This window comes from Methanobacterium formicicum DSM 3637 (genome assembly GCF_000302455.1).
GTDB classification, from domain to species: domain Archaea; phylum Methanobacteriota; class Methanobacteria; order Methanobacteriales; family Methanobacteriaceae; genus Methanobacterium; species Methanobacterium formicicum_A.
Genome location: NZ_AMPO01000001.1, coordinates 16280 through 29229, shown reverse-complemented (window position 1 = coordinate 29229; position 12950 = coordinate 16280). Strand labels below are relative to the sequence as shown.

Below are 12950 nucleotides of genomic sequence, written 5' to 3'. Positions count from 1 at the left end.
ATTTTATTTTGGATTATTAACCTATCTTCATTTAAGAGATGAAATATTTTTTTCTTTAAGGAACTCTCCCAGTAAGATTCGGTTCTTTTGGGATAGAGTTACCTGTTCCTGCAATCCTTCTTTCAGCATATCTTTCTCTAAATCACCATTTGCTAAAAGTAAATCTATGGTTCTTCTGAGATCTTCCCATAAATTGGGGGCATCGTGGCATATAAAGTAGTCTTGGTAAAGCTTGAGATCCTGGTAGAGTGAAGTTAGCCTGGGATCATGGGCCACTGCTATCTGGGGAACACCAGCACGGAGAGATAAAACTGCAGCATGATAACGTGAAGTGACCAACAAATCCAGATCAGAAAGCATACCCGTCATCTGGGATGCATTGTACTGGCCAGAGGAGATTATCCTGCATTGGTCTTTGTTTTTCATTTTTCCCAGAATATCCTCAGCCAGAGGGTGGTCCAGTTCTTCCATACAGATGAGGGCAACACTCTTGCCATGTTTTTTGATTATCTCATCTGCAGTTCGGGCCCATCCTTCAATCAGTTTTTCACGTGTGTTCTTCCGTTCTGTGGAACGGGAAAAATAATAAGGCCACTTGTAAAGATCTTTTTTGCGTCCCCACGGTCGGATAACCACTGGCCATAGGGAAAAATCCACCACAGCCAGACCAACTACACCATTTGAAGATTCGGGCCATATTCTATTTAAGAAATCATGGTCTTCTTCTTCCTTGAAGGTGTACGCACAATCTGCAGTGGAGGTTATGGGTGCAGTTACCCCGGTCTTTTGAAGTTTTTCCATGGCGTGCCTGGTCCGTGTGATGATGAGATCAGTTTTACTGGCCTCCCTTTTAACCAGCCACCTGTTCAGGGAGGATAGCTCACCAGCATCCACTGCATAAGCCAGGCATGGTTTATTATGGTGATGAGCACGGTTAGTGGCCCACAGGAATGCCCAGAGGAGTGCGGAAGTCCAGGTGTCCATGTAACAGCTTCCTTCAACCAGGAGTACCAGGTCGTGTTGTTTCACCAGCTTGTCAATGGCAAAGAAAAAGATTGAAGGAATGGGAGCAATGTGCAAGTGTTCATCTTCTGCAAGGTAACGGCGCAAGTTCTCTTCATTTAATGTGGGAACGGTGATCTCCACAGTGGGTCCCAGTAAACTCCTTATATCTTCGATTATTGCCAGTAGTCTGGCTTCGGAGCCGGTGTTGTTGGCACCGTTATATCCAACCAGGAGAACCCGGGGCCCAGTTGATTTTCCCCCGGATTTTAAGTCATGGTTGGCAGTGTTATTTTCCATATTAATTCCCTGAAATATTCTTGAACGTCTTCTAATAATCAAAACTTCTAATAATCAAAAATGTCCTTTTAATAACCAAAAATTCCCTGAATATATTCTAATAGATTAAATCATATCCTAATAAATTAAATAATGATTTAGGCCATTAATTGGACATTAAATTTTTCAGGGTAGTGTTTATTCCACGTACACTTTGATTTTGGTTTGTTCTTCGTCATCGATGACATCGACAATTTTACCCTCTGCCCCATTTTTAATGGCATCTAAAATCTCATCAAGGTCGATGTTGTCCCGCCCAGAGTCATTAAATTTGGGATCGTATTTTTTGGCCAGCTTCAACCCCACATCCACCAGGGAAATGGGTATATTCACGTTCACTTTTGGCTGATCATCCATGGTGTACACCCGAACCTTTAACCATTTAACATCCTTTCGAGGGACAATTTCCTCTTCATTACTCTCTAGGGCAGCTAAAAGCTCTGTTCCTTCTGCTGCAGTGATCTTTCCATCTTCCACCATTTCCAATATCTGAATTTTCTCTTCTGATACATTTTTAGACATTAAAAATCCTCCTAACTTACCATCACTCATCTTACGCCCAACCATTATTTACTCAACAACTTTAAAGCTTCGTCTTTGCTGATTTCTCCCTTACTGAGCTTTTCCAGGATTTCCTTCTGGTTAACGGCTGGTTTTTCCAGCTTATAGCCCAGGGTGGAAATCACTTCATCCAGCTTATTCCTTACCGTGGGATAGGATATGCCCAGTTCTTTTTCTATTTCCTTGATATTGCCTCTGTTTTTGATGAAAACCTCAACAAAGTATTTTTGTTTTTCGCTCAACCTGCAGAACTTGCATAACTCGAATTCACCCCGAATAGTTGTTTCACAGTTTTTACAGTATATCTCGGTGATTTTGGTTTCACTTTCACAGATGGGGCAGCTTCCTGGTACTTCACGTTTCAAATTCATTCAACTCCTTGACTTAACCCTGCTTACTCCTTGACTTAACGCTGCGTTTTAATCAAACAGTGTAGATCTTCACCCTTACTTTTTCCTTGTTTTCATCCCAGGTATCGATGTTCACCAGTTCAAATGGTTCTTCCTGTTCCAGATGTTCCAGGATCATTTCAATATCCTGGGGAGTGAGGTTCTCCAGTATGGCATCCATACCGGGTTTACCAGACTTCATTTTACCATTCCTGATTTTAGAAGGGCCGTATTTAAATGCCATTTTTGAAATCCATCTCAACGTTGAAAAACGTAACGCTGGAATGGGAATCGAGAATTTAGAAGTTTTTACATGTATTTTTAACTTTTTAGCCTTCATTATCCCACCTAAAATAGTAGAGTTCCTGAAGGTTCCCTACTTGGTTATTCAATAATTCTAATTAATACTATATAAAATTATTGATAATCTTAATTAAAAGTTCAAAAATATCAATATTTAAATTAATATTTTCAATGTTAGTGGGGATTTACTGATCTTTTTTCTCTCCAGGTCCCATATCCCTCATCATGAAAAAAATCACCCTTAACATGATTCCAGTCACAGCTTTAGTTAAAAAACCTACTTTGGCGGGTTGATAGTATTTCTTACCCTGGTAGAACTGGTAGTCTGCTGGCATGTACTCTTTAACGTCCCTGGAAATAGTCTGGAAGATCCGGAAACCCATATATTCCTTAATACTCACGTTTGGCGATCCTTCCTGTTCCATGTATTTCAGGGATTGGTCAAATTTCTGCACGGATTTTTGCAGTGATTTACTGTTTTTCTTTTCTAAACCCTCTGTTGCAGGCCATGGTGCGGTGGTAAGACTACATTTACCTGCAACCTTGTATCCCCAGGCTTCGGTTATCAGTTCCATGTACTCAAGAGTTTCTTTAGCTCCTATTCCTCCGGTGGTACACAGGACCATTGCCTTCTTACCGTGGTATTCTGGTCGGTGGCAGAGGTAGGCTACCCGGTCAATGAAGTTTTTCATTAGGGCGGTAACAGTCATGACGTAGACTGGTGAGACCATGACCAGGCCATCTGCTTGGTGCATTTTCTCCTGGATCATTTGCCGGTCATCTTTTAGGGGGCAGAATTCGATTCCCCGGGATATACAGTTGAAACATCCCCTGCATTCCTGGAGATCGGTATCTTTAAGGAAGAGATATTCAAATTCATAATCTCCTCTGGTTTTCATTTCTTGTTCCAGTTTACAGGCGGCCTGGTAACTGTTTCCCTTTTTTCGTGGACTTCCAATGATGGTTAAAATTTTCATATTTTCACACATTTACTGATTTATAACATCTTTTTTAGATTTTAATGGCATTTAAGAAGAATTCATTATGGTTGACCATTTTTTCCATGGCCATTTCAATAAAAGAATTGAAATCTTCGTCGTACCTCAGGACGTAGTACTCGAAGAACAGGTAGATTGGAAAGGAGAAGTATTCATGGGCTAGTGTCCGTGGATTCAATGGTTTGATCATCTTCTTTTCGATCATCATCCTGAACGTATTCTCCCAGATATCGATTGGGGCGTCTAAAAGTTCTTTTTTGAAGAATTCCCTTATTTTATCGTTGTGATAAGTTTCAATGGATACCAGGCGCCATATCTTCTCCATCTGAGGAGTGTTGATACTTTCCATGTACATCCGGGCTCCTTGCTGTAGATATGCTTCTGGGCTTTCTTCCAGGAGAGCAGATTCTTCTTCCTCAGAAAAGACGCTCTGGTGAAGTTCATTCATGAAATAGTCAATTATGGTGTCCAGAATAGCCTCTTTATTTTTGTAGTGATTGTAAATTGAACTTTCCCTTATTCCGACCTCGCGAGCTATTTCCCGCACACTAACCGCATCAAAACCCTTCTGTGAGAATAATTCCAGGGCCACATCGAATATTCTTTCTTTGGTAGGTTTGGGTTCTGCTCCTGCTTTTTGATTTTTCATGGTAACACTTCTAATTTAACTAACGTTCGTTCGTTAAATAAAAATTGGTATCATAATATATAAAACTAACGTTCGTTCGTAAGTGATCTTGAAAGAATTTAGGAGATCTTGAAAGAATCTTTAAAAATAAAAAATTGCAACCTTACTAAAAATTTAAAAAAAGAAATAAGAATTATTCAGGTGGGAAAACTTCAAAGAACAATTCCCTAAATTCACCAATGAATTCTTTAGGGAATTTTAAACCAACACAGATTATAAGAACCCCGGTTCGAAGGGTTCCCTCCTCATCATTGGGATCTTCCATTAATTCTTCATCAAAAACCAGATTTACCCGGGACTTCTCCTGAAGGAAATCCCACAGAGTCTCTTTTTCAGGGGATTTTCCTTTTTCTGCGATGTTATTACGGAGGGTTAGCTGTAAAAATCTCTCCCACTCTTCATATTCGCAAAATTCAATCCACACGGACCCCTTGTAATCAATACATGAATTGCAGGTTTCCAGTTCCCAGTGAAAGAAGTTTTTTATAATATCCTCCATTCCCTCATCCACTAAAATATAAAAATCATCATCAAGTTTAAGTTCTACCTGTTTATGTCCCATGTAATTCCTCCTAATTATTAAAAATTCTTCATTATTGATGGAATTTTCCTTGGTCATATATTTAAAAAAGAAGTATTTACCTTCTTCTAACCACATTATTAATGGTAATAGCTATTAGGAGTAAAACTGGCCAGATTTCCAGCCTACCCATCCAGAAATCAATAATGAATACTATTTTAACCAGTACGGGTGAATCTGGAGTCATGATTCCGCTGGAAAGTCCCACGTTACTCAGGGCAGAGGCTACTTCGAATATCACCCTGGAAATATCGGGATAGTAAATCAGGACGATGATTACACTTACAATGTATACCACCAGGTAGGTGGATAGAAATGCCCCGGTTAATCTTAAAACATCATCAGTTATCTGCAGTTCAGTCACGTGGTGTAATTTTTTGGCCATAACTGCTTTACCTGGTAATATGAATGATTTCACCTGCCAAGATATTCCTTTAAGAAGTATTCCCACTCTGAGCCACTTAATACCCCCACCGGTAGATAGGGATCCGGCACCAATGATCATTAGTATGGTCATGAGGAAGGTACCCAGACCAATCCACTTACTCAATATGTCCGGATAGAAAGCGGTTTGCAGTCCGGTGGTGGTCACGGCTGAAACCACCTGGAAAAGGCTGAACCTCAAGTTAAGTAGGAAATCATTCCCGTAAACCTGATTGTTATAGAGCATGAAGGTCACCAGGGCCGTGGAAATTATTATAAGACCAAAAGCCACCTTTGTTTCTATATCTTTAAAGTATTCCCTCCAGTTCCCTTTAAGGACAGTGTAGTGCAGGGCAAAGTTGGTGGCACCGATCATCATCACGATCATGGCTACCAGTTCTATCCAGAAGCTGTTGTAGAACAGGATACTGGAGTTATGCATTCCAAACCCTCCGGTGGATAAAGAAACGAAGGTGTGGAATACAGAGTCAAACAGTGGCATTCCTGCGGCTAAAAATAGGAGAATTCCGATTCCAGTGAACAAAAGGTATATGTAAACAATAATTCTGGTGGAATGCTTAATACTGGGTACAACTCTTTCTTCTCGGCCTTCTGCCAGGTAAAGGCGCATCACATCAGCACCGGTGGATCTTAAAAGTGCAAGAAGAAGGAATATGATTCCAAGACCACCAATCCACTGGGTAAAAGCCCTCCAAAAATTCATGGTATATGAAACTGCATCCAGGTTGGAGTACATGCTGAAACCGGTGGTTGTAAATCCAGACATGGCCTCAAAATAAGAGTTAAGATAAGATAAATCCCCGGAAAGATAGTAGGGTAAAGCTCCCAGTGCACAGGCAATAAGCCATATGATGGTGGAGAAGATCATGGCACTTTTCAGTGTCATTTTAATTTCAACTTTAAACAGTTTCACCAGAAGAAAACCAATAATCATGCTTATAATGGCAGAATAAAGAAAAGGAGTTATATATTTCGGTTCATTATAAATAAAAGTGATTAATATGGGAATTAACATTGCGGCTGCCAGCAGTATGCACACATTCCCGGTATGGTGCAGTATAGTCTTAACTTCTCTTCTACTCAAGCGGTGAATTTGTTGCATGTAACCCCTTACCCTCAATTTAATATAACCGTTAGTGGTAGATCAGACTAGCATATAATCTTTGTTGTTATATGAACAATTTGGAAACTTTATCTCAATATCAAGGGTTCAAAAACTAAAAAATCAAAATAATAATCTTTAAACACATTATTATCCAAATATGTGCATATAAAGAGGAAAAAAACATGAGAAGAAGTGATAAGGAGATTAAAGATCCGCAAATCCTCCATAAAATATTAAACCAATCTGAGGTATGCAGGATAGCTTTATGTGATGGTGAAGAGCCTTACTTGGTACCCATGAACTTCGCTTACAGTGAAAATCGGTTATATCTTCACTCTGCAACGAGAGGGCGTAAGATCGATATTTTGAAGGAGAATAACAACATTTGCTTCCAGATGGACATCAAAACCCAGATGGTGAGATCCGAAAATCCGTGTAACTGGGGAATGAAATATCTGAGTGTAATTGGTTCGGGTAAGGCCCATTTAATAGATGACCTTCAGGGAAAAAAGGAAGCCATGGATATAATAATGGCTAAATATTCTCAAGAATCAATTGAATCTGATGAACAATTATTTGAATACTCTGAACAATCCCTGAACAAGGTACTGGTGATAAGAGTGGAAGTAGAAGAAATAACTGGCAAAAAATCAGGGTATTAATCATGAAACATGTCAAATCAGTGACTGATGATTAGTTTTGGATTTATTTATTTGGATTAATTTTAAATTTTAAAGTTAAAGTGACTAATAAAGATAAGGAGTGGTTTAACATGGAACGGTATAACCGAGGCTGGGAAAAACTTAAGGAAATTGATGGGGAAGCTGGAGAAGCAGTGGTTGAAAGTTTAGAAGATATTGCACCGGATCTGTCCAAGTACGTGATTGAATTTTCATTTGGAGACATCTACTGTAGAACGGGAACCACCCTGAAAGAAAAGGAAATTGCAGTGGTGGCAGGATTAACTGCCATGGGTAACGCTACTCCACAATTAAAGGTCCACATCAATGGGGCACTGAATGTGGGTGTTTCTACAGAAGAACTGGTGGAAGTTATCCTGCAAATGTCATCCTACAGTGGATTTCCCAGTGCTATAAATGGGATCAACGCCCTTAAGGAAGTTCTACAGGAGAAAAATATTGATTTCCAGCCAGTAACTGAAAAACAGGAGGGGGATCGTTTTAGCCAGGGTGCAAAATGGCTAGGAAAGCTGGATGATAATCAGGTGAATGTTTTAAAGGAGAACTTCCAGGATATAGCTCCGGACCTAACCGAATTTGTGGTTGCATTTGGATACGGAGATATCTACAGTAGAAAGAATCTGGACCCTAAACTCAGACAAATTGCCACAATCGCTGCCCTCACCTGCATGGGCACAGCACAACCACAACTGGCCTTCCACATCAGGGCAGGTTTAAACGTAGGTTTAACCAGAAAAGAGATAATTGAAACCATCATTCTCATGGTGGTTTATGCTGGGTTCCCTGCAGCTATAAATGGTATAAATACTGCTAAAGAAGTCTTCAGCACATTCTAATCCTTAAATTTTTTCCTACTTTACTTTTTCTACTTTATTAATAAAAACATGACATATTATTATTGAACATTATTGAAAATGGATCTATGGTATTGATATGGATTGGGGGATGTGAATAATGGCAGAGCTACCAGAACTCATTATACTGGCTGGACAGATGGATAAGGAACTATCATCAAAAGAGTTTCAGCAGGGCGAACTTCGCCAAGAAAAATCTTTAAACCTGACCGCAGACGAATTTATTCAGAAAATCAAGGGTAAAAAGGTAATTAAGGTTTACAACAAAGGTAAATGGATTTTCATCCAGTTATCTGATGATTATCATCTACTGCTGAATTTGGGTATGGGTGCCGACATTCTCTACCATGAACCTGGTGCGGATTTACCAGAGGAATACCAGTGTCTTTTTCAGTTTACCGATGGATCCTCCTTTTCATGTAAATTCTGGTGGATAGGACGGGCAGAACTCCTGCAGGATGAGGAATTACCCCAGCATAAAGCCACCAAAGATATTGCAATTTCACCCTTGGATGCGGAATTCACCACCGAACACTTCAGGGAACTATGCGGGGCACGCTCCCAGATTAAAAACCTCATCCTGAACCAGAAGAAAATCGGGGGCATAGGGAATGTATACATCCATGATATTCTCTTCCGGGCAAAAATACATCCTAAAAAGGTAGCAAACACTCTGGAAACCTGTAAAGTTGACAAGTTACATGACATGATCCAGGAAAACCTTAAAAATGCCATTGAAATAGGTGGACTGGCCTATGAAAAAGATTTCTATGGTCAGAACAATGGATTTGATCGGGATTACTTCCTGGTAGCTTATAAAGAGGGTGAGCCCTGCCCTAAGTGTGGTGGCACCATTGAAAAGATTAAAACCGGAAGCACATCTTCATACATCTGTCCCCACTGCCAGGAGTTGTAAATTGTCACTTAATACCATAATCGATAGTTTAATTTAGAAAGTAGGTTAGATTAAGAAATAGGAATTTTTTAAGCAATAAGATTTTTGGAGTCATTTTCAGGAGATAATCAGTAATGGATGAAATTGCCATAAATATCAGGGCTGTTAACCAGCCAGGAGTCTTGCGAGACATTACAGAATTAACTGCCATATGTGGGATTAATATAACCTACACCCACCTATTTGTCGAGGACAAAGACCATGCATCACTTTATCTGGAGTTAGAGGCAGTTAAGAACGTGAGTAGGTTAATAGAGAATATTAGAAAGGTAGAAGCAGTTAGAAGTGTTGAAGAATGCCCCACACTTCAGGATGTTTATGGTAAAAGAATTATCATCATTGGTGGCGGTGCACAGGTAGCCATGGTGGCCCAGGGTGCCATCACCGAGGCTGACCGTCATAACATCAGGGGAGAACACATCAGTGTGGATACCATACCCCTGGTAGGTGAAGAAGACCTATCCGAAGCAGTATCTGCAGTGGGACGACTGCCAAGAGTAGGAGCCCTGGTTCTTGCCGGTTCTCTCATGGGAGGGAAGATCACCGAGGCCATAGATAAAATAAAAAAAGACCATGAAGTCATAGTAATCAGCCTCAACATGCCCGGCAGTGTAACTGAAAAGGCAGATTTGGTGGTAACTGACCCCATACAGGCTGGAGTGATGGCAGTAATGTCAGTAGCAGACACTGCTATATTCGACATCAAACGACTCGGTCAAAAGAGATTTTGAATCAAAATTCTAATTTATTTTATTTTAAATCAAAATTCTAATTTATACTTCATAAAAAAAGGATTTAGAAGATCTCCCAAAAGAGATCTTTTAATAATTTTAAAAATTACTTTTTCGAATTTAAACTATTTCTGTTTAAATTTAAACTTATTTTCTGGTTCTTATTGTTGACTTGAAAGTTAAATGATAGTTTTTAACTCATTTCTATGGCTCTGATGAGTCTACTTGCCTCGTTTTTTAGTTCAACGTCAGTAATATCCCCACTTTCCCGGACTTTAAGAGCTAACTGCAGAACCTGTGACACATCATTTGGTTTGAGGTTTTCAGCCATGTCCAGATAGGTTTGCCCCTCTTTGTCCTCAACAACCACGTCTTTTTCGGCCATCATTTTCAGCAGGCCTTTGCAGGTGCCCATAATACTGGTATCTTCCACATTTTCACATTTTTTAAGGAGTTCCTCAGTTTTTTTATCCATGGTATCACCACTTATACTCTGTTGGTAAAAGGATTTATATTTATATTAATTTGGGGGTTAATTTTTCAGGGTTTGGTTTTGATGATGGATTTGGAATCATTTTAATACTATTTGTGGACAAATATTAACCCACAAAATAACTTGCATAAACATCCTTGTTGAACATTAATCTGAACTAAAATTCCAGGATGGAGGAATATCCGAGGGGTGAGCTTAAAATGACACTTCAATGTGATGGTATGGATGGATTGGTGGTTAAAGCCGCTGAAGAAGCTCTAGAAATGGAAAACATTGATTATGTGTTCCCATTTATCCGGGAAAGATATGAGGATGAGCTTAAAGATGCCTTTGAGCGAACACTCCTGGTGCGAGAACTTTCTGGAGATGCAGCTGAACTGGCCGACTACTGGTTCTTTGAAACCGCAGTCCGATTGCACCTGAAAGGTAGGGGAATGGCTTACAATGGGCTCAGACCCTCTCAGATCAATAAAAAACCAGTTATTAAAATGGCGGAGCAGGCGGTTAGAACTGAAAACATGAATGATCTCATGAATTTCATCCTAAACTCCATTAAAGAAGATGTTCTGTCACGATTTGATGATGTTATCTCCAAAAAAGATTATGATGTGACTGATGTGGACGATGCCCGGGACTACGTAGATTCCCTTTTAAACTTCTTCGGTTACATGCAACAGTTAATTGAATTTATGGAAGAAGGTTGAATTTATTGAAGATAAGTATAAATGGAAGAAATTTAAATATTCCAACAAGTTTATGCATTCATGGGGTAACTACTGTTAAAGGCAACTCTATTTGCCGTAGTTGATTCGATATTTGTCCCATTTAACTCTATTTACCTAATTTAGTGTAGTATTAAATGTTATTTACTGAAAATAAAAAGGTAAGGTGTATATAATGAGTGATGAACTGAAATCCGTGGTTATAAATGTGGAAGACCTGCTTGATTATCAGGAAGGAGCAGTTGTAAGCCGTGAAATAATCCGCAAGGAAACTGGAACTGTAACTATATTTGCCTTTGATAAAGGGGAAGGGCTAAGCGAACACACCGCACCATTCGATGCAATGGTCCAGATAATCGATGGAAAGGCAGAAATAACAATCTCCGGCAAAAAGAACACACTCCATAGGGGAGATATGATCATCATGCCTGCGGATGAACCACACGCTCTCCATGCCCTGGAACGATACAAAATGATCTTAACCATGATCAGGTCATAAATAGCTGTTCCGGTCATGAATTAACCATGATCCAGTCCTGAAGTTAAAAAATTAAAATTTCAAATGAACTAAAGAACCAAAATTAAAATTCACTTATACTCAGGGTATAAGAGATTTTATACTCTGGTATAAGGAATTAAATTATTTAATGCCATTTTTATTATTCAATTCGTTTAAAGATTATTTTTATCCATCTAAAGTAACCGAATAAGAACAGTTTCTTCCTTCACAAAGTCCATCTGGTCAATGAGAGTCAGTGCTTCCTGAACGTTTTTCTCCAGGGCATGATGGGTTACTATGAAGATAGGTACTGCTTCACCTTTATCTGCTTTTTTCTGGCTCACTGATTCAATACTAATGTCCAGATCACTCAGAACACCGGATATGGAGTGCAGGACTCCTGGTTCATCCAGTGCAGTTATCCTCAGATAATACTTGGACTCCACTTCTGAAATATCCTTAATCTTTTCTACCCTGGTTTCTTTTGGCCCGTAAGCCACTGGTCTTTCCATATCCTGAATTATGTCAATACAATCTGCCACCACTGCACTGGCAGTAGGCATCATACCAGCACCTGCTCCGTACATGAGCACTGGACCCACCACATCTCCCACCAGGTACACTGCATTAAAAACATCGTTAACCGCTGCTAATAGGTGTGTTTCAGGTACCAGGGTGGGATGTACCCTTATTTCCAGCTCGCCATCGGTTATCTGGGCAATGGCCAGTAGTTTAATCACACTTTCCAGTTCTTCCCGGGCAAAACGGATGTCGTCCGGTGTGATCCTGGTTATACCTTCAACGTGGAACCGTTCCTGTTTAACGTAAACTCCAAAACCAAGTATGCTGAGTATTATGAGTTTCTGAGCAGTGTCATGGCCTTCAATATCAAAGGTAGGGTCTGCTTCAGCGTAACCCATCTCCTGGGCTTCTTTTAGGACTGTGTCAAAATCAAGACCTTCTGCAGCCATTTTAGTGAGTATGTAATTGGCGGTTCCATTGATGATCCCGTAAATGGTTTCTATGTTGTTTGCAGTCAGCCCATCATTTAGTGGTGCCAGTAATGGAATACCTCCACCAACACTGGCCTCAAAAGCGATTCTTACACCATTTTTCTGGGCACTGTCAGTGATCTCCTGCCAGTGCTTGGCTAAAAGTGCTTTATTGGCAGTTACAACATGTTTGCCATTTTCCATAGCCTTTAAAATGAAATTCAGAGCTGGCTGATAGCCACCAACCAGTTCAATGACAATATCAATCTCATCATCCTCCAGGATATCATCCACATTGGTGGATAGTACTCCGGGTTTAACTTCCACACCACGATCAGTGGTGATGTCCAGATCCACTATACGTTTGAGATTAACCTTTTTATTAACTTTACTCTCTAACAATTGGATGTTTTGATTTAAAGTGGCTACAACACCGCTTCCGATGGTTCCAAAACCAATAAGTCCAATATTAACTGTTTCTTCCATTTAAATCATTCCGAAATCCTTTTTTGATATTTTTACTTTTTTATAATTTCTATGAGTGGCTTAATATAACAATTGTTTAGTGAGTTTAAGTAATGATGATGTGGTTAG

At 39.7% G+C, this 12950-nt stretch carries 16 protein-coding genes; 6 read left to right on the top strand and 10 right to left on the bottom strand.

Annotated features, from left to right (window positions below; translation table 11 throughout):
• Positions 1 to 27 precede the first annotated feature (27 nt).
• The 8 genes from A994_RS00170 to A994_RS00135 form a co-directional block, all read right to left on the bottom strand.
• Positions 28 to 1302, bottom strand: a complete 1275-nt coding sequence (locus tag A994_RS00170) for a polysaccharide pyruvyl transferase family protein (protein WP_004029208.1) — start codon at positions 1300 to 1302, stop codon at positions 28 to 30.
• 177 nt (positions 1303 to 1479) lie between these two features.
• Positions 1480 to 1863 carry an SHOCT-like domain-containing protein gene (locus A994_RS00165; protein ID WP_048204007.1) on the bottom strand — a complete coding sequence of 128 codons (384 nt, stop codon included), beginning with the start codon at positions 1861 to 1863 and terminating at the stop codon, positions 1480 to 1482.
• A gap of 44 nt (positions 1864 to 1907) precedes the next feature.
• Entirely contained in the window at positions 1908 to 2273 is a 366-nt protein-coding gene (locus A994_RS00160; protein ID WP_237739669.1) for a DUF2089 domain-containing protein, read from the bottom strand.
• Positions 2274 to 2325: 52 nt separating this feature from the next.
• Positions 2326 to 2631, bottom strand: coding sequence for a hypothetical protein (locus A994_RS00155; protein ID WP_048203976.1), 306 nt, complete (start codon positions 2629 to 2631; stop codon positions 2326 to 2328).
• 148 nt (positions 2632 to 2779) lie between these two features.
• Complete coding sequence (locus A994_RS00150) at positions 2780 to 3571, bottom strand: flavodoxin family protein (RefSeq protein ID WP_048203975.1); 792 nt, start codon at positions 3569 to 3571, stop codon at positions 2780 to 2782.
• Positions 3572 to 3605: 34 nt separating this feature from the next.
• Positions 3606 to 4241, bottom strand: coding sequence for a TetR/AcrR family transcriptional regulator (locus A994_RS00145; protein WP_004029200.1), 636 nt, complete (start codon positions 4239 to 4241; stop codon positions 3606 to 3608).
• 172 nt (positions 4242 to 4413) lie between these two features.
• On the bottom strand, positions 4414 to 4842 hold the full coding sequence (locus A994_RS00140; RefSeq protein ID WP_048204006.1) for a hypothetical protein: 429 nt from the start codon (positions 4840 to 4842) through the stop codon (positions 4414 to 4416).
• 76 nt (positions 4843 to 4918) lie between these two features.
• The gene (locus A994_RS00135) at positions 4919 to 6406 is read right to left on the bottom strand and encodes a TrkH family potassium uptake protein (protein WP_004029198.1); all 1488 of its coding nucleotides are present in this window, start codon (positions 6404 to 6406) and stop codon (positions 4919 to 4921) included.
• A gap of 185 nt (positions 6407 to 6591) precedes the next feature.
• Here A994_RS00135 and A994_RS00130 point away from each other — a divergent pair, with 185 nt between their 5' ends.
• The 4 genes from A994_RS00130 (at position 6592) to A994_RS00115 (ending at position 9650) form a co-directional block, all read left to right on the top strand.
• Entirely contained in the window at positions 6592 to 7071 is a 480-nt protein-coding gene (locus A994_RS00130) for a pyridoxamine 5'-phosphate oxidase family protein (protein WP_004029197.1), read from the top strand.
• Between the two features lie 110 nt (positions 7072 to 7181).
• Positions 7182 to 7946: a carboxymuconolactone decarboxylase family protein gene (locus A994_RS00125; protein ID WP_004029196.1), complete on the top strand. Its 765-nt coding sequence runs from the start codon at positions 7182 to 7184 to the stop codon at positions 7944 to 7946.
• A 118-nt stretch (positions 7947 to 8064) separates the two neighbouring features.
• Complete coding sequence (locus tag A994_RS00120) at positions 8065 to 8880, top strand: DNA-formamidopyrimidine glycosylase family protein (protein ID WP_004029195.1); 816 nt, start codon at positions 8065 to 8067, stop codon at positions 8878 to 8880.
• A 113-nt stretch (positions 8881 to 8993) separates the two neighbouring features.
• A complete protein-coding gene (locus tag A994_RS00115) occupies positions 8994 to 9650 on the top strand; it encodes a DUF5612 domain-containing protein (RefSeq protein ID WP_004029194.1) in 657 nt (218 codons plus the stop codon).
• A gap of 193 nt (positions 9651 to 9843) precedes the next feature.
• On the opposite strand, the gene A994_RS00110 is transcribed toward A994_RS00115, so the two are convergent.
• On the bottom strand, positions 9844 to 10125 hold the full coding sequence (locus A994_RS00110; protein ID WP_004029193.1) for a hypothetical protein: 282 nt from the start codon (positions 10123 to 10125) through the stop codon (positions 9844 to 9846).
• A gap of 218 nt (positions 10126 to 10343) precedes the next feature.
• Here A994_RS00110 and A994_RS00105 point away from each other — a divergent pair, with 218 nt between their 5' ends.
• Positions 10344 to 10847: a DUF6448 family protein gene (locus A994_RS00105; protein ID WP_004029192.1), complete on the top strand. Its 504-nt coding sequence runs from the start codon at positions 10344 to 10346 to the stop codon at positions 10845 to 10847.
• 193 nt (positions 10848 to 11040) lie between these two features.
• The gene (locus A994_RS00100) at positions 11041 to 11364 is read left to right on the top strand and encodes a cupin domain-containing protein (protein ID WP_004029191.1); all 324 of its coding nucleotides are present in this window, start codon (positions 11041 to 11043) and stop codon (positions 11362 to 11364) included.
• Between the two features lie 194 nt (positions 11365 to 11558).
• Here the strand turns inward: A994_RS00100 and A994_RS00095 are convergent, their stop codons facing one another.
• A complete protein-coding gene (locus A994_RS00095; RefSeq protein WP_004029190.1) occupies positions 11559 to 12842 on the bottom strand; it encodes a homoserine dehydrogenase in 1284 nt (427 codons plus the stop codon).
• Positions 12843 to 12950 lie beyond the last annotated feature (108 nt).